The 16,442-nt window shown below is 62.7% G+C and carries 16 protein-coding genes; 13 read left to right on the top strand and 3 right to left on the bottom strand.

Going from position 1 to position 16,442, the window contains the following annotated elements; genetic code table 11:
• The first annotated feature begins 16 nt into the window (after positions 1-16).
• Positions 17-547 (top strand): adenine phosphoribosyltransferase, encoded by a 531-nt coding sequence (locus HEP69_RS19415; RefSeq protein WP_290560156.1) that lies wholly within the window; start codon positions 17-19, stop codon positions 545-547.
• Between the two features lie 191 nt (positions 548-738).
• On the opposite strand, the gene HEP69_RS19410 is transcribed toward HEP69_RS19415, so the two are convergent.
• The 3 genes from HEP69_RS19410 to HEP69_RS19400 all read right to left on the bottom strand — a co-directional run bounded on the left by HEP69_RS19410 (position 739) and on the right by HEP69_RS19400 (position 4,025).
• Positions 739-2,160, bottom strand: a complete 1,422-nt coding sequence (locus tag HEP69_RS19410; RefSeq protein ID WP_290560155.1) for an FAD-binding oxidoreductase — start codon at positions 2,158-2,160, stop codon at positions 739-741.
• 68 nt (positions 2,161-2,228) lie between these two features.
• Complete coding sequence (locus HEP69_RS19405) at positions 2,229-3,059, bottom strand: MBL fold metallo-hydrolase (protein ID WP_290560154.1); 831 nt, start codon at positions 3,057-3,059, stop codon at positions 2,229-2,231.
• Positions 3,060-3,101: 42 nt separating this feature from the next.
• Positions 3,102-4,025, bottom strand: a complete 924-nt coding sequence (locus HEP69_RS19400; RefSeq protein WP_290560275.1) for a LysR substrate-binding domain-containing protein — start codon at positions 4,023-4,025, stop codon at positions 3,102-3,104.
• A 208-nt stretch (positions 4,026-4,233) separates the two neighbouring features.
• Here HEP69_RS19400 and katG point away from each other — a divergent pair, with 208 nt between their 5' ends.
• The 12 genes from katG (at position 4,234) to HEP69_RS19340 (ending at position 16,442) form a co-directional block, all read left to right on the top strand.
• Positions 4,234-6,426, top strand: a complete 2,193-nt coding sequence (gene katG, locus HEP69_RS19395) for a catalase/peroxidase HPI (RefSeq protein WP_290560153.1) — start codon at positions 4,234-4,236, stop codon at positions 6,424-6,426.
• Positions 6,427-6,604: 178 nt separating this feature from the next.
• Positions 6,605-7,438, top strand: a complete 834-nt coding sequence (locus HEP69_RS19390; RefSeq protein WP_290560152.1) for a 3-keto-5-aminohexanoate cleavage protein — start codon at positions 6,605-6,607, stop codon at positions 7,436-7,438.
• A 138-nt stretch (positions 7,439-7,576) separates the two neighbouring features.
• Entirely contained in the window at positions 7,577-8,779 is a 1,203-nt protein-coding gene (gene pcaF, locus HEP69_RS19385; protein WP_290560151.1) for a 3-oxoadipyl-CoA thiolase, read from the top strand.
• A gap of 17 nt (positions 8,780-8,796) precedes the next feature.
• Positions 8,797-9,771, top strand: coding sequence for a 1,2-phenylacetyl-CoA epoxidase subunit PaaA (gene paaA / locus HEP69_RS19380; protein ID WP_290560150.1), 975 nt, complete (start codon positions 8,797-8,799; stop codon positions 9,769-9,771).
• Positions 9,768-10,106, top strand: coding sequence for a 1,2-phenylacetyl-CoA epoxidase subunit PaaB (gene paaB / locus HEP69_RS19375; RefSeq protein ID WP_290560149.1), 339 nt, complete (start codon positions 9,768-9,770; stop codon positions 10,104-10,106). The genes paaA and paaB overlap by 4 nt, the downstream gene beginning before the upstream one ends.
• Positions 10,106-10,867, top strand: a complete 762-nt coding sequence (gene paaC, locus HEP69_RS19370; protein WP_290560148.1) for a 1,2-phenylacetyl-CoA epoxidase subunit PaaC — start codon at positions 10,106-10,108, stop codon at positions 10,865-10,867. Before paaB ends, paaC begins: the two co-directional genes overlap by 1 nt.
• Position 10,868: 1 nt before the next feature.
• Positions 10,869-11,327, top strand: a complete 459-nt coding sequence (gene paaD / locus HEP69_RS19365; protein WP_290560147.1) for a 1,2-phenylacetyl-CoA epoxidase subunit PaaD — start codon at positions 10,869-10,871, stop codon at positions 11,325-11,327.
• 17 nt (positions 11,328-11,344) lie between these two features.
• Positions 11,345-11,701 carry a nuclear transport factor 2 family protein gene (locus HEP69_RS19360; RefSeq protein WP_290560146.1) on the top strand — a complete coding sequence of 119 codons (357 nt, stop codon included), beginning with the start codon at positions 11,345-11,347 and terminating at the stop codon, positions 11,699-11,701.
• A gap of 11 nt (positions 11,702-11,712) precedes the next feature.
• Positions 11,713-12,783: a 1,2-phenylacetyl-CoA epoxidase subunit PaaE gene (gene paaE / locus HEP69_RS19355; RefSeq protein ID WP_290560145.1), complete on the top strand. Its 1,071-nt coding sequence runs from the start codon at positions 11,713-11,715 to the stop codon at positions 12,781-12,783.
• A gap of 9 nt (positions 12,784-12,792) precedes the next feature.
• Positions 12,793-13,557: a Phenylacetic acid catabolic protein gene (locus tag HEP69_RS19350; RefSeq protein ID WP_290560144.1), complete on the top strand. Its 765-nt coding sequence runs from the start codon at positions 12,793-12,795 to the stop codon at positions 13,555-13,557.
• Positions 13,558-13,590: 33 nt separating this feature from the next.
• A complete protein-coding gene (paaZ, locus tag HEP69_RS19345) occupies positions 13,591-15,627 on the top strand; it encodes a phenylacetic acid degradation bifunctional protein PaaZ (protein WP_290560143.1) in 2,037 nt (678 codons plus the stop codon).
• Positions 15,591-16,442: a PaaX family transcriptional regulator C-terminal domain-containing protein gene (locus tag HEP69_RS19340; RefSeq protein ID WP_366111691.1), complete on the top strand. Its 852-nt coding sequence runs from the start codon at positions 15,591-15,593 to the stop codon at positions 16,440-16,442. The genes paaZ and HEP69_RS19340 overlap by 37 nt, the downstream gene beginning before the upstream one ends.

The raw sequence follows: 16,442 nt of genomic DNA, 5'->3' as shown, positions 1-16,442 counted from the left end.
CGAAAAGGACAAGGTTTTGAAAACAGTACAGGATTACATCCGCACCATTGTGGATTTCCCGCATGACGGCATCATGTTTCGCGATGTGACCACGCTTTTTGCCGATCCACGCGGTTTTCGGATGGCCATCGACCAGATGCTGCACCCCTATGCGGGTCAGCAGATCGACAAGGTCGTCGGTCTGGAAGCACGCGGGTTCATCCTGGGCGGTGCGATCGCGCATCAGCTGTCTGTCGGGTTCGTGCCCATTCGCAAGAAAGGCAAACTGCCCGGCACCACGATCAGCCAAGACTACAAACTGGAATATGGCGAGGCAATTGTGGAGATCCACGACGATGCCATCGAGGCCGGTGAAAAAATTCTGGTCGTAGACGATCTTCTGGCCACGGGCGGCACTGCTGCGGCGGGCATTTCGTTGATCGAGCGGCTGGGCGGGGAGATCGTGTCCTGCGCGTTTGTGATCGATCTGCCCGATCTGGGCGGGCGGAAGGTGCTGGAGAACCTGGGCATGGACGTGCATGCGCTTTGCGCCTTTGAGGGGACCTGAGGCACGCGTATTTGCGACCGCGCGCGGCTGTTAGGGCTGCGCCCAAAGGTCGTATTTCAAGCGAGAAGAAGCATCAGGGAGTGCTTTTGTCGGTCATGTCGGTGCGCAACGCCACAGGGAGTTTGAGGGAGATGTCCCTCAAGGCCCGTGCGGCCGCGCACGAATAAATCATGTGCGGCGCAGCCGCGCCTTTAGGTCAGTTGGCGCAGCACAGCGCCTGGGTTCATGATGCCTTGCGGATCAAGCGCCGTCTTGATCGCGCGTATCGCCGCCAGTTTCGCCGGATCGCCATAGCGTTCCAGGTCCGAGACTTTGAGGCGGCCAACCCCATGTTCTGCGCTGACCGATCCGCCCATCTCATGCACCAGATCATGTATCGCGCGTTTGATCTCTTCGCGCTGATGCTGATGATCCGCACGGGTTTTGCCCGGGACAGGAAAAACATTGTAGTGCAGGTTACCGTCGCCGACATGGCCAAAGCAGTTGATCCGGAACGCGCCCCGCGCCGCGACCGCTTCGCCCGCGCGTGCGATGAATTCGGCAATCGCGCCGAGTGGCACCGAGATGTCGTGGCTTGAAACCGAGCCGATCCGCCGGTTGGCCTCAGGGATATGCTCGCGCACGGACCAGAACTGGGCCCGTTGCGTTTGGGATTGCGCGATCAGCCCATCGCTTGCGAGCCCGGCCGCAAGGGCAGCCTCAAACAGCGTCGCGAGAGCCATTTCAGGGTCGAGCCCCTTGGCGAGGCCAAGCTCGATCAGGACGCACCATTCGGGAGGCGTCGCAAAGGGATGCCGGATCTCGGGCAGCGTTTCGGACAAAAAGTCAAATCCGGTCCGATGGATCAGTTCAAATGCACTCACCCCTTCTCCCAACTGGGTGCGTGCCAGCGACAGGAGCTGCAATGCCGCCTGCGGCGAAGGGACCGCGATCACCGCCGTGCCTTCGCCCGCGGGGCGGGGCACCAGTTTCAGCGCGGCGGCTGTGATGACGCCCAATGTCCCTTCCGACCCGATCAGCAAATTCTTGAGATCATAGCCGGTGTTGTCCTTGCGCAACCGGCTGAGGCCGTGCCAGATCTGCCCATCGGGCAAAACCGCCTCAAGCCCCAGACACAGATCGCGCGCGTTGCCATAGCGCAGCACTCCGGTACCACCCGCATTCGTTGCAAGATTGCCACCGATGCGGGCCGATCCCTCGGATGCAAGCGACAGCGGGAAGAGCCGGTCCAGATCCGCGGCGGCACGTTGGACATCCGCCAGGGTCACACCCGCCTCCGCCACCAGCACATTCTCATCCGGGTAAACCGCGCGGATCGTCGTCATCCTTTCCAGCGTCAGAATGACCGGTGCAAGATCACCGTCGGCCACCTGACCACCGACCAGACCGGTGCCGCCGCCATAGGGGATCACGGGAACCCGGGCCGCATTGCAACGTTCGAGAATGGTCGCCACCTCGGCCGCCGTCCGGGGTGCCAGAACCAAGCCTGCGCTGCCTGCGTATCGTCCGCGCGGCTCTTCCAGAAATCGCGGCTCCGGCGCGCAAAATGTCTGTGCGGGCAGGCGCGCGCGCAAGTCTTTTTCGACCGCTTCGGTAACCGGAGAGAGGGACATGTCAGAGGCCTAGCAAACAATGGCACGCTTCACAATGCGGGCGCCGCTCCGGGGCCGCACCTCGCAGTCTATTCGGGGTCGCGCAGCCAGGCGGGTTGGAGCACCACCACCGTCGGCCGATCCGGCAAGCTGCGCAGCGACACCTCCAGCCACGCCTCGCCCGGACGCTCGATCGCGAACTCATCCGCCATGCCGGTCAGAAAGCTGTCGAGTGAAAAGCCGCTAAACCAGTGCATCGGGATCACGACGGAGGATTTCAGCCGTTTGAGCACCGAAATCATCTCTGGCAGCGCCATGGTATAGCCCCCATCGACCGGGGCCATCACCACATCGAGCCGCCCAAGTGCCGCGAATTGTTCGTCATTGGGCACGTGGTGCAGATGCCCCAGATGCCCGATGCAAAGGCCCGCCACCTCAAAGACAAAGATCGAGTTACCGGCCGGCTCGGACCCCGAAAACTGCGAGCGGATATCGGTGGAGACATTGCGCACCAGCATTTCGCCCAGATCGAGGTGGTGGTCGATGCCTGCGCCGAACTCCTCTCCCCATCCGCGCAGGACATGGGGGATCGCCGGATCGGGGTTGGACGTCCAGTGGGTGGAATGGGCGTGGTTCATGGTGACCACATCGGGGATCAGGCGGGTATTGCCGATAAAGCCGGTAAAATCGGTCACCGCCGTCAGGCCACCGGGTGTCTGGATAAGAAAGCTCGCATGGGCAATATACTGCAAACGCACGGAAAACTCAGGCACCGGCTCGGTCCAGCTGGCCTTGTGAATATAGGTCAGACCGGGGGCTGCATCCGCGATCGCGAAGCAGTGGCTGGGGCGGCGCTGATCCTGCGCGGCAAGTGGCAGGGCAAGCAGGCAAAGGGCGGCGGCAAAACAGATCCTGAGCATGACAAGACAGATAGGGCTGCGCTGCAAACTGTCACGAAAAACTCAGATCACGGATGTGCTGGCCCGAAGCGCGCGCAGGTGATCGGCGCTGTCCCGCACCACATCGGCGATCTGCGTCAACCGGGTGGCAAGCGGGCTGGTCTTGCGCCAGATCATACCCACTGTGCGTCCCGGTTCGGGCGGATCGAACCGCGCCAGCGCGACCGAGGCCGAGCGGGTTTCCACCGGAACCGCCATTTCCGGGATCAGGGTCACGCCGATCCCTGCGCCCACCATCTGGACCAGGGTCGACAACGAGCTGCCGTCGAGGCCTTCGCGCGGCCGCGCCGCCCCCAGATTGCAGAACGACAGGGCCTGATCGCGAAAACAATGCCCCTCCTCCAACAGCAATAGCCGCGTCTCGCGTAGTTCGTCGGCGGTCGGGACCGGCATGCCGCCCTGATCTCCGGGGCGCACCAGAACCATCGCTTCGGAAAAGAGTGCGACCTCGGTAAAGGCCGGATCGGATACCGGCAGGGCCAGGATCGCGCAATCCAGTTGCCCGTCCGCCAATTCTCGGATCAGGCGCGGGGTCAGGGTTTCGCGCACATGGATATCCAGATCCAGATGCAGATCCGACAACCGCCCCAGAAGCGTTGGCAGGAGATAGGGCGCGATGGTGGGAATCACCCCGATTCTCAGCCTTCCGACCAACCGGTCCTGAGCCGAGCGCGCCAGATCGCCCAGCTCATCGACCGAGCGCAAGATATCGCTTACCCGGCCTGCAACATCCTCGCCAAAGCCGGTCAGACGTACCTGACGCGCGCTGCGTTCAAACAGGATGACACCGAGCTCTGCCTCAAGTTCCTTGATTTGCTGGGACAATGCGGGCTGCGAGATCGAGGATGCCTCGGCCGCCCGGCCGAAATGGCCATGGCGGGTGAGCGCCTCGAAATATCTCAGCTGTTTCAGGGTCACGTTCATTATAAGGAAAACTTATCAAGGTGATTGGAAAATGCAACTTAAACCAATGCATGTGATCTGGTATGCACCACTCAGCGCCTGACGGATGGGAGGACCATGCCCAATCGGGCCTGCTGTCACATTGCTGCTTGCACAGCTGTGCCAGACATCAAAAGCCGCACGATCCCGCCTGGGGTCAGGGCGGATACTGCATGAAAGAATGGAGAGTTTCATGGACGGAAATGACATCGGCGCGGGCAAATGCCCGGTGATGCACACCAGCTTTGGCGTTCAGTCGAACCGCGACTGGTGGCCAAACCAGCTGAACCTGAAGATCCTGCACCAGAACACGGCGCTGTCCTGCCCGCTGGGTCCGGATTTCGACTATGCCGAGGCGTTCAAGTCCCTCGACCTCAAGGCGCTCAAAGACGACCTCTATGCGCTGATGACGGACAGTCAGGATTGGTGGCCTGCGGATTACGGCCATTATGGCGGCCTGTTCATCCGCATGGCCTGGCACAGCGCCGGCACGTACCGGACCGCCGATGGCCGTGGCGGCGCGGGCTCGGGCAACCAACGCTTTGCTCCGCTGAATTCCTGGCCCGATAACGGCAACCTCGACAAGGCGCGGCGGCTGCTGTGGCCGATCAAGCAGAAATACGGCAACCAGATCAGCTGGGCCGATCTGATGATCCTGGCCGGTAACGCCGCAATCGAGTCGATGGGCGGCAAGACCTTTGGCTTTGGCGGCGGTCGCGTCGATGTGTGGGAGCCCGAAGAGGATATCTATTGGGGTCAGGAGACCGAATGGCTGGCCGACGCGCGCTATTCCGGGGACCGTGAGCTGGAAAATCCGTTGGCGGCGGTGCAGATGGGTTTGATCTATGTGAACCCCGAAGGGCCCAATGGCACACCCGATCCTGTGGCCTCGGGCCGCGATATCCGCGAGACATTCGCGCGGATGGCCATGAACGACGAGGAAACCGTGGCGCTGGTCGCGGGCGGCCACACCTTTGGCAAGATGCACGGCGCGGGCGATCCCGCGCATGTGGGCCCCGAGCCCGAAGCCGCACCGATCGAGGCGATGGGTCTGGGTTGGCTCTCCACCCATGGCAGCGGCAAGGGCCGGGACGCGATCACATCCGGTCTGGACGGTGCCTGGACGCCGAACCCGACCGCATGGGACAACGGCTATTTCGACGTGCTGTTCAAATACGAGTGGGAGCTGACCAAGACCCCCGCAGGCGCCCACATCTGGACCCCCATCGACCTGCAGGAAGAGGACATGGCGCCCGATGCCGAGGATCCTTCGAAAAAAGTTCCGATCTTCATGACCACCGCCGATATGGCGATGCGCATGGACCCTGCCTATGAAAAGATCTCGCGCCGGTATCACGAGAACCCCGAAGAGCTGGCCGACGCCTTCGCCCGCGCCTGGTTCAAGCTGTGCCACCGCGACATGGGACCCAAGAGCCTCTATCTGGGCGATGAGGTGCCGGACGAGGATCTGATCTGGATGGATCCGATCCCGGCGGTTGATCATCCGCTGATCGACGCAGGCGACATCGCCGCACTCAAGGCGCAGCTGCTGGACAGCGGCCTTTCGGGTGCGGAACTGATCCAGACGGCCTGGGCCTCTGCCTCGACCTTCCGGGGATCGGACAAACGGGGCGGAGCCAACGGCGCGCGCATCCGTCTGGCGCCGCAAAAGGATTGGGACGCAAACCAACCCGCGCAACTGGCATCGGTTCTGGCCAAGCTGGAAGAGATCCAAGGTGCATTCAACGCCGCCGCCTCGGGTGGCAAGAAAGTATCGCTGGCCGATCTGATCGTTCTGGGTGGGACGGCCGCGGTCGAGGCCGCAGCCAAGGCCGCCGGTCACGATATCGAGGTGCCCTTCACGCCGGGCCGTACGGATGCCTCGGACGAGCAGACCGATGCCGAAAGCTTTGAGCCGCTTGAGCCGCAAGCCGACGGGTTCCGCAACTATGCCAGCGGTCAGTTCAGCGTTTCCGCCGAGGAGATGTTGGTGGATCGCGCGCAGCTATTGACCCTGACAGCACCCGAAATGACCGTTCTGGTCGGCGGGCTGCGGGTTCTGGGCGGCAACTATGGCGGCTCGAGGCATGGGGTGTTCACGGATCGCGAAGGTCAGTTGACCAACGACTTTTTCCGCAACGTGCTGGATATGGGCACCGAGTGGAAACCGACCAGTGACAGCCAGCAGGAGTTCGAAGGCCGGGACCGCGCCAGCGGCGATGTCAAGTGGACCGCGACCCGTTGCGATCTGATCTTTGGATCGAACTCGCAATTGCGGGCGCTGGCCGAGACCTATGCGCAGGATGATGCGGGCTCCATTTTCGTGGCCGATTTCGTGAAGGCCTGGACCAAGGTGATGGAAGCGGATCGCTTCGATATCACCTGATCCGATAGGCCAACCAAAGGGCGCGGTTCGTCAGGATCGCGCCTTGTTCCTTGTCGGTCGCCTTGCGGTCCGTCCGACAGGTTTCATACCCGGTTGGTTATGCATCCGGCGCAATTTCTCAATATCAATCCCGGTTCCGTTCTGATTAGTTCAACCTCGTCAGATGAGGGGACATGTCATGAGCAAACCGTGCATTCTATGTGTGGCCATCACCGGATCATTGCCGACAAAGGCCAATAATCCGGCGGTGCCGATCACCGTTTCAGAACAGGTCGAATCCACTCATGAAGCCTTTGAGGCCGGTGCCGCGATCTGCCACGCCCATGTTCGCAACGACGATCAGACGCCCTCCTCCGATCCCGAGAAGTTCGCCCGCCTCAAGGAGGGGCTGGAAGCGCATTGCCCGGGCATGATCATTCAGTTCTCGACCGGTGGGCGCTCGGGCGCAGGCCAAGAGCGCGGCGGGATGTTGCCGCTCAGGCCCGATATGGCGTCGCTCTCGGTGGGGTCCAACAACTTCCCCACGCGGGTCTATGAGAACCCGCCCGATCTGGTCGACTGGCTGGCCGACGAAATGCGGACCCATGAGGTCATGCCCGAGATCGAGGCGTTCGATCTGTCGCACATCCTGCAAGCGATCCGGATGCACCGGGAAGAGAAGCTCTATGGCAAGCTTTATGTGCAGTTCGTCATGGGAGTGAAGAACGCCATGCCTGCGGATCAGACCGTGTTCGATTTCTACGTAGAGACGATGCGCAGCCGCGCGCCAGAGGCGGAATGGTGTGCGGCGGGTATCGGCGCAAACCAGATCGTGGTCAATGAATGGGCAATTGCCGCGGGCGGCCACACCCGCGCGGGCCTGGAGGACAACGTGCGGCTGGATCGCGATACGCTCGCCCCATCGAACGCCGCCCTGATCCGGCGCGCGGCCGAGCTGTGCGCGCGATATGAGCGGCCCGTGGCAACTCCGGCCCAGGCGCGGCGGATGCTGGGGTTGCGCCCCGCCACATAAGGCGCAACACTCCCCGGCAGCACCCAATATGTTACCGAAAATATCAAATGCTGAATTTGTGTAACTTAATTCTTGCACGAATCCTTCTGCTGACCTATACCGACCATGCGGTCGATTATGCTTGGGAGGGCTTTATCCGTGAATGCATTCATCTGTGATGGCGTACGTACCCCGATTGGGCGCTATGGCGGTGCGCTGTCTTCGGTGCGAACCGACGATCTGGCGGCACTGCCTATTGCAGCCCTGATGGAACGGAACCCCGGTGTCGACTGGGCGCGGGTGGATGAGGTCATTTACGGCTCGGCCAATCAGGCCGGTGAAGACAACCGCAACGTGGCCCGGATGGCGGCGCTGCTCGCGGGCCTGCCCATTGATGTGCCCGGCACAACAGTCAACCGGCTCTGTGCCAGCGGGATGGACGCGGTGGGTTTTGCCGCGCGCGGGATCAAAGCAGGGGATTACGATCTGACCATCGCCGGTGGCGTGGAGAGCATGAGCCGCGCGCCCTTCGTGATGCCCAAGGCAACGACCGCCTTTTCCCGCGCCAATGATGTCTATGACACGACCATTGGCTGGCGGTTCGTCAATCCGAAGATGAAAGCGCAATACGGTATCGATTCGATGCCTCAGACCGCCGACAACGTGGCAGAGGATTACCAGATCAGCCGCGAAGACCAGGACGCCTTCGCCGCGCGCAGCCAGGACCGCTGGGAGGCCGCGCATCAGACGGGCCGCTTTGCCGATGAGATCGTGCCGGTCACCATACCCCAGCGCAAGGGCGATCCGATTGTAGTGGACACCGACGAGCATCCCCGCCCGGGCACCGGGGTCGAGAAGCTTGCCAAGCTGCGCGGTGTGAACGGCCCCGACCTGAGTGTCACCGCCGGCAACGCGAGCGGCGTGAATGACGGCGCGGCGGCGCTGCTCCTGGCCTCCGAACAGGCAGCGGGCGCGCATGGGCTCACGCCGATGGCGCGGGTGGTCGGCATGGCCTCGGCCGGGGTGGCGCCGCGGGTGATGGGCATCGGTCCGGTGCCTGCCAGCCAGAAGATCCTGGCGCGCGCGGGGCTGAGCATCGACCAGATGGACGTGATCGAGCTGAACGAGGCCTTTGCCAGCCAGGGCCTTGCCACCTTGCGCGCCTTGGGTGTGGCCGATGACGATCCCCGCGTGAACCCCAATGGCGGGGCGATTGCGCTGGGCCATCCGTTGGGCATGTCGGGCGCGCGGCTGGTGCTGACCGCCGCCCATCAGTTGAAGCGCACCGGCGGGCGCTATGCGCTTTGCACAATGTGTGTTGGAGTTGGTCAGGGCGCTGCCCTGATTCTGGAACGCGTGTAACCGGGAGGATCCCCAAGATGTATGCACAGATGGTCAAATCCGAAGCCGCCGATGACAGCGCCGAGGCGCAGGCCTTTCAGGCGCGCATCGACGCGGGCGACAAGATCGAACCCAAGGACTGGATGCCTGCGGGCTATCGCAAGACGCTGATCCGCCAGATCGGACAGCACGCCCATTCCGAGATCGTGGGCCAATTGCCCGAGGGCAACTGGGTCACCCGCGCGCCCACGCTGGAACGCAAGGCGATCCTGCTGGCCAAGGTGCAGGATGAGGCTGGGCACGGGCTCTATCTCTATTGTGCCGCCGAAACGCTGGGTGTGTCCCGCGATGAGCTGACCGAGATGCTGCTGGATGGGCGAATGAAATACTCGTCGATCTTCAACTACCCGACCCTGACCTGGGCCGATATGGGCGCGGTCGGCTGGCTGGTCGATGGCGCGGCGATCATGAACCAGGTGCCGCTGCAACGGACCTCCTATGGCCCTTATTCGCGCGCGATGATCCGCATCTGCAAGGAAGAAAGCTTCCACCAACGGCAGGGCTACGACATCATGATGAAGATGGCAGGCGGGACCGAGGCGCAGAAGAAGATGGCGCAGGATGCGCTCAATCGCTTCTGGTATCCGTCACTGATGATGTTCGGTCCATCCGACAAGGACTCTGTGCATTCCACGCAATCCATGGCGTGGAAGATCAAGATGAACACCAATGACGAGCTGCGCCAGAAATTCGTCGACCAGACCGTCCCGCAGGCGGAATATCTGGGCCTGACCGTGCCCGATCCCGATCTGACCTGGAACGAAGAAAAGGGCGGGTACGATTTCTCCGAACCCGACTGGTCGGAATTTTATGACGTGCTCAAGGGCAACGGCCCGTGCAACACGGAACGGCTCGCCGACCGCAACAAGGCCTGGGACGACGGCAAATGGGTCCGCGACGGCCTTCTGGCCCATGCCGAGAAACGGGCCGCAAGAAAGGTAGCAGCAGAATGAGCGCTCCGAACTCAGCCTATCCCGACACGCCCGGCACACCGGAACGCCCGCAGCGCCATGAATGGCCGCTTTGGGAGGTGTTCATCCGTGGCCAGCACGGTATGAGCCACCGCCATGTGGGCAGCCTGCACGCGCCAGACGCCGAAATGGCGATCAAGAACGCGCGCGACGTTTATACCCGCCGCAACGAAGGCGTGAGCATCTGGGTGGTCGAGGCCGCGCATATCGCCGCCTCCTCGCCTTCGGAAAAAGGGCCGCTCTATGAGCCGTCGGAATCCAAGGTCTACCGCCATCCGACCTTTTTCGACATCCCCGACGATGTGGGGGCTATGTAATGGACCGGGATGCGGCGTTCTTTGAATTTGTCTGCCGGATGGGCGACAACACGCTGGTTCTGGGTCACAGGGTCAGCGAATGGTGCGGCCACGCACCGGTGCTTGAGGAAGACATCGCGCTGGCCAATACCGCACTCGACCTGATCGGGCAGACCCAGATGTGGCTGGATCTCGCGGGCGAGATCGAGGGCAAGGGCCGCTCAGCAGATGATCTAGCGATGCTGCGGGATGCCTGGGATTTCCGTAATGTCCTGCTGGCCGAGCAACCCAATGGCGATTTCGGTCAGACGATGATGCGCCAGTTCCTGTTCGACAGCTTTCATCTGTTGATGCTGGAGGCACTGGAAGGCAGCACGGACGAGAGGGTCGCGGGCATCGCCGCCAAATCGGTCAAGGAGGTCCGCTATCACGTGGAACGCTCCGGCGATACGGTGATCGGTCTGGGCGATGGAACGAGCGAGAGCCACACGCGCATGCAGGCTGCCCTTGATCTCTTGTGGCCCTATGTCGGCGAGATGTTCCAGAGCGATGAGGTCGATGCCGCGATGGTCGAGGCGGGGATTGCACCCGATCCCGCGTCCTTGCGTCCAGCTTATGACACCGCCGTGCGCGGCGCGCTGGCCGATGCGACCCTGACCGTGCCCGAGAGCGATTTCGCCCATTCCGGCGGCAAGACGGGCTACCGCCATTCCGAGCATCTGGGCCATATCCTGACCCAGATGCAGTGGCTGCAACGGGCATACCCTGGGGCCACGTGGTAGGATGAAACCGACGGTCGATCAGGTCTGGGACTGGCTCGATCAGGTGCCCGACCCCGAGATCCCGGTGATCTCGGTCGTGGATCTGGGCATCGTGCGGGCCGTGGCCTGGGACGACGACACGCTGGAGGTGGCGGTGACGCCAACCTATTCGGGATGCCCCGCGACGCGCGTGATCTCGATGGATATCGAAACCGCGCTGCGCGATCACGGGGTCAAGGATATCCGCATCAGGACCCAGATCGCCCCGCCCTGGACCACCGACTGGCTCAGCGACAAGGGCCGCGACAAGCTGGAGGCTTACGGCATAGCCCCCCCGCAAAAAGCAGGCGGGCCGGAAAAATGCCCGCGCTGCGCCAGCAAGAACGTCTCGCGCGTCAGCCAGTTCGGCTCGACCCCCTGCAAGGCGCACTGGCGCTGCAACGACTGCCTTGAGCCGTTCGACTATTTCAAGTGTCTCTGACCAAGTGGAGCCCCGTGATGTCCGATCCCACCGATACCCCACGCGCCGTTGTCGAGGCTTATGTGGAGGGGACGCGCACTCGCGATATCGACCTTCTGAAAGCGATCTTTCACGAGAACGCGGTGATGACCGGCTGGATGGGATCCGATCTGCTCAACAAAGGGCCAAAGCCGTTCTACAAAGCGCTGGAGGCCAATGATGTCGGTCCCGATTACACGGCCGAGATCACCGCGCTGAACCAAACCGGAAAGATCGCAACGGCGACCCTGGTGGAGGCCAACCTGCTGGGCCTCTCATTCGTCAATCATTTCCATATCGCGCAGCAAGACGATGACAGCTGGCGCATCGTCTCCAAGCTTTTCCGCCACGACTGAAGGCACATCCCATGGCCCGTTTTCACCCTCTCACCGTTCAACAGGTCCGCAAGACGATCCGCGATGCGGTCGAAGTGACCTTCGCCCAACCCGACGGGTCGGATTTTCAGTTCATTCAGGGCCAGTATCTGACCTTCCGCCGTGACTTCGACGGGGTGGAGCTGCGCCGGTCCTATTCGATCTGTTCGGCCGCCGATGGCGGGCCGTTGCAGGTGGGCATCAAACGGGTCGAAGGCGGCGCGTTCTCGACCTGGGCCAATGACAACCTGGAACCCGGCATGGTGCTGGAGGCGATGCCGCCCATGGGCAGCTTTCACACCCCCCTGGATCCCGCGGCGGCACGCAACTATCTGGGTTTTGCGGGCGGGTCGGGCATCACGCCGGTCCTGTCGATCATCCGCACTGTTCTGGCGGGTGAGCCGAAATCGCAATTCACGCTGGTCTATGCCAATCGCGGGGTGAACACGATCATGTTCCGCGAAGAGCTGGAGGACCTCAAGAACACCTATATGGGCCGGTTCAGCGTGATCCATGTGCTGGAACAGGACGCGCAGGAAATCGACCTGTTCCAGGGCCGGGTGGACGCCGAGAAATGCGCGGCCCTGTTCGAGCATTGGGTCGATATCGCCTCGGTCGACACCGCGTTCATCTGCGGGCCAGAGCCGATGATGCTGACCATCGCCGAGGCGTTGCGCGCAAACGGGCTCACCAACACGCAGATCAAGTTCGAGCTTTTCGCCTCCTCCCAACCGGGGCGGCTGAAACAGAAGGCCAACGCGAAGGGTGACGCGGCTGTCGGGGCACAAGTAACCCAGGCCACCGTCACGATGGATGGCACCGCGCGCAGCTTTGAGATGGGCAAGGATATCAGCATCCTCGATGCCGCTTTGCAAAACGCGCTGGATGCGCCCTTTGCCTGCAAGGCCGGCGTTTGCTCGACCTGCAAATGCAAGGTGCTGGAGGGCGAGGTCGAGATGCTCGCCAATCACGCGCTTGAGGATTACGAGGTGGCCCAAGGCTATGTGCTGTCGTGCCAGTCCTATCCGGTCACCGACACGGTGGTCGTGGATTACGATCAATAGGAGCACGCCATGGCAGACGAAATGAATATCACCGACTATCTGGCCAAGGGGGGGCGGCTGACCAACCCGGCCAATGTGCCGCCCCGTTACCGCGCCGAGCTGATGAAGATCATGGCGACATTTGTCGACAGCGAACTGGCTGGCGCGGCGGGCTTTGCCGATGTGATCAATGCCGGCCCCGGCATCAAGGAACGGATCGCGGCCGCCCGCATCGTGCTGGAAAAGACCGACAATGCCGACCGGGTGCTGCGCCTGATGGGCGAGTTCGGGGCCAATACCGACCGCTATGCCAATCACCACCCCTGGGCGGACCGGCTGCCGCGCGACACCGCTCCCGGTTCGCACCGCAGCACCCACGATATGCGCCTGTCGGTGATGAATTACCCTCTGGAAGGATGGGCCGACGCGGTGGTGATGAATTTCTGCATGGGGCTGGGCGTCTGTGTGCAACTGCGCGAGATGACCAAGGTCAGCTATCAGCCCCTGTCAGAGGCGATACGTGAGATCCTGCCAACCGAGCAACGGCATGCAGAACTGGCTGAGGAAGGTTTGGAGCGGTTGTTGGCCCAAGGCAATGGTCCCGCGATCACCGCAGCGCTGACCTATTGGCACCCGCGCGTCGCGGCGATTTTTGGCGATGTGGGCGCGGATCGGATGGCGCAACTGCAAGGCTGGGGCCTGCGCGATCTGACCGGACCTGAGCTGCGCGCGCTCTGGCAGGATCAGCTGGGTCATGGGCTGGCACGGCTGGGCCTGACGTTTCAGGCCGCGTGACACCGCTCTGACGGATAAAAAGGAAAGACATCTATGAGCCTTCTTGAGATCAACAGTTTTGCCGCCGGTCACTGGATCGCCCCGGGCCCCGGCGCGCGCGAGATCGAGAATGCCGTGACCGGTGCGGTGATGGCGCGCGCCGGCAATGACACGCTGGATGTGGCCGCGATGCTGGCCCATGCCCGCGATGTGGGCGGGCCCGGCTTGCGCGCGATGACGTTTCACGACCGCGCGCGGATGCTCAAGGCGCTGGCCACCCATCTGGGTCAGCACAAACAGGCGCTTTATGATCTGTCCTTTGCCACCGGCGCCACGCAGGCCGATCACCTGATCGACATCGATGGCGGCATCGGCACGATGTTCGTCTTTGCCTCCAAAGGTCGGCGCGAGATGCCGGACGGCCATGTCTATCTCGATGGCGAGGTCGAACAGCTCTCGCGGGGCGGCACATTCCTGGGCCAGCATGTCTGCACCCCGATGCGCGGTGTGGCGGTGCATATCAACGCGTTCAACTTCCCTGTCTGGGGGATGCTTGAAAAACTGGCGCCCACCCTGCTGGCCGGGGTTCCGGCAATCGTGAAACCGGCCACCGCGACATGTTATGTCACCGAACTGGCGGTGCGGACGATGATTGACAGCGGCATCCTGCCCGCCGGTGCGCTGCAACTGGTGACGGGGGGGCTGGGCGATATGCTCGACCATCTGACCAGCCAGGACGTGGTGAGCTTTACCGGCTCCGCCGAGACCGCATTGAAACTGCGGTCCGCCCCGCATCTATTGAAGAACTCGATCAGGTTTGTTGCCGAACAAGACAGCCTCAATGCTTCGATCCTTGGCCCCGATGCGGTGCCCGGCACGCCCGAATTCGATCTCTTTGTCAAAGAGGTCCAGCGCGAGATGACCACCAAGGCGGGCCAGAAATGCACCGCGATCCGGCGCATCCTCGCCCCCCAATCCCAGGTCGATGCGGTGATTGCCGCACTGTCCAAGCGTCTGGCGCAAACGGTGATCGGCGATCCACAGGCCGAGGCAACGCGGATGGGCGCGCTGGTCTCGGGCAGCCAGAAACGCGACGTTCTGGAAAAGGCCGCGATTATCGGATCCGAGGCCGAGCGTGTCTACGGCAACCCCGATGCGTTCGAGGTTGCAGGCGCGGATGCGAGCAAAGGTGCCTTCCTGCCGCCGATGCTGTTTCACTGCGCCGATCCCGATGGCGCGAATCGTATCCACGACACCGAAGCGTTCGGGCCCGTCTCGACCATCATGGGCTACCGCGATTTGGATCACGCCACCCAGTTGGTAAACCGGGGCGAAGGCTCGCTTGTGGCATCCGTGATCACCGGTGACAGCGATGTTGCGCGTCAGATCGTGCTGGGCGCCGGCGCCTTTCACGGGCGGCTCTATTTCAACAACCGTGACAGCATGGGCGAAAGCACCGGCCACGGCTCCCCCCTGCCCCACATGGTGCATGGCGGTCCAGGACGTGCAGGCGGCGGCGAAGAGCTGGGCGGCGTGCGCGGCGTGATGCACTATATGCAGCGCACCGCCGTGCAGGGCAGCCCCGATATCCTCACCGCGATTGGCCAGACCTGGGTGCCCGGCGGGACCGAGACAGAGGCGCCCGCGCACCCCTTTACCCGCACCTTCCACGAGGTGCAGATCGGCGAGACAATCCACACCGCCCCGCGCCAGGTCACGCTGGACGATATCGAGCATTTCGCCCATTTCACCGGCGACACGTTCTATGCGCACATGGATGATGCCGCGGCCAAGAGAAACCCATTCTTTCCGGGGCGCGTGGCGCATGGCTATCTGTTGCTCAGCTTTGCCGCGGGGCTGTTCGTAGAGCCGAACGAGGGGCCGGTTCTGGCCAATACCGGGCTCGACAATTTACGGTTCATGAAACCGGTGGAAGCCGGCGACAGCATCAAGGTGCGCCTGACGGTCAAGAAAAAGACGCCCCGCAATGACGAGTATGGCGAGGTGCGCTGGCATGTGACCCTGACGAACCAAGACAATGACACGGTCGCCGAATACGAGCTTTTGACGATGAACGCCTTTTCCCGCTGAGGACCCTGACCACGCCACCGACCGCCGCACCCCCATTTGACCATCTGGTCCACATCATCAGCGGTGCGCAGACGCCGCGGGTCTGGTCGCTGCTGGTCACGGTCTTTGGCGATCTGGCTCAGCAAGAGACGGCGCGGATCAGCGGCCAGGCGCTGAACCACCTGGCCCGGCTGATCGGTCTGAAACCCGAAGCGGTGCGTGTGGCGCTGCACCGTTTGCGCAAGGATGGCTGGATCGACAGCCAGCGCAGCGGACGCACCAGCGCCTATCATCTGACCCCCTTTGGTCGCGCGCGCAGTGCCGAAGCCTCTCCGCTCATCTATGCAAAGTCGCCGCAAGCGCAGGAAGCATGGCTGGTTCTGACCGACCCCGCGCTGCCCGCCATGGAATACGACGGGACCGGTGCGTGGCTCACCGCGAATACGCTGATCGCACCGGCAGAACCGACCGGAGAGGGTGTCTACGCCTCCCTAATCGGGCCAGAGGCGACGCTGCCCGGTTGGATGACAGCCCGCATATGCGCCCCCGAACTGGCCCGGCAATCGCGCGACCTTGTCGAACGGTTGCGCGCACTTCGCGAACAGTTGGAACAGCACAGCCTGTCGCCACCCCAGATCGCCGCACTGCGGGTTCTGGTCGTTCACAGTTGGCGGCGGGTTGCTCTCAAGGCCCCCGATCTGCCCGGCCATGTCTTTCCCAAAGACTGGGCGGGTCAGGCATGCCGCGACCTGGTGGCAGATCTGCTGGCACAGCTGCCTGCGCAAAGGCTGAACATCCTCGAACAGAGCGTGAGCGAGACCCGGCGCACGGGTTGA

Origin of the sequence: Aestuariivita sp. (assembly GCF_021404545.1) — a bacterium.
Lineage (GTDB): Bacteria > Pseudomonadota > Alphaproteobacteria > Rhodobacterales > Rhodobacteraceae > Aestuariivita.
This window is presented reverse-complemented; position numbering and strand designations above follow the sequence as displayed.

Bases quoted from the DNA above. Each gene is read 5' to 3' on its own strand.
- paaZ (WP_290560143.1), top strand. From the start codon at position 13,591: ATGAGCCTTCTTGAGATCAACAGTTTTGCCGCCGGTCACTGGATCGCC.
- paaC (WP_290560148.1), top strand. From the start codon at position 10,106: ATGGACCGGGATGCGGCGTTCTTTGAATTTGTCTGCCGGATGGGCGAC.
- paaB (WP_290560149.1), top strand. From the start codon at position 9,768: ATGAGCGCTCCGAACTCAGCCTATCCCGACACGCCCGGCACACCGGAA.
- HEP69_RS19360 (WP_290560146.1), top strand. From the start codon at position 11,345: ATGTCCGATCCCACCGATACCCCACGCGCCGTTGTCGAGGCTTATGTG.
- HEP69_RS19405 (WP_290560154.1), bottom strand. From the start codon at position 3,059: ATGCTCAGGATCTGTTTTGCCGCCGCCCTTTGCCTGCTTGCCCTGCCA.
- HEP69_RS19410 (WP_290560155.1), bottom strand. From the start codon at position 2,160: ATGTCCCTCTCTCCGGTTACCGAAGCGGTCGAAAAAGACTTGCGCGCG.
- HEP69_RS19390 (WP_290560152.1), top strand. From the start codon at position 6,605: ATGAGCAAACCGTGCATTCTATGTGTGGCCATCACCGGATCATTGCCG.
- HEP69_RS19350 (WP_290560144.1), top strand. From the start codon at position 12,793: ATGGCAGACGAAATGAATATCACCGACTATCTGGCCAAGGGGGGGCGG.
- katG (WP_290560153.1), top strand. From the start codon at position 4,234: ATGGACGGAAATGACATCGGCGCGGGCAAATGCCCGGTGATGCACACC.
- paaE (WP_290560145.1), top strand. From the start codon at position 11,713: ATGGCCCGTTTTCACCCTCTCACCGTTCAACAGGTCCGCAAGACGATC.
- paaA (WP_290560150.1), top strand. From the start codon at position 8,797: ATGTATGCACAGATGGTCAAATCCGAAGCCGCCGATGACAGCGCCGAG.
- paaD (WP_290560147.1), top strand. From the start codon at position 10,869: ATGAAACCGACGGTCGATCAGGTCTGGGACTGGCTCGATCAGGTGCCC.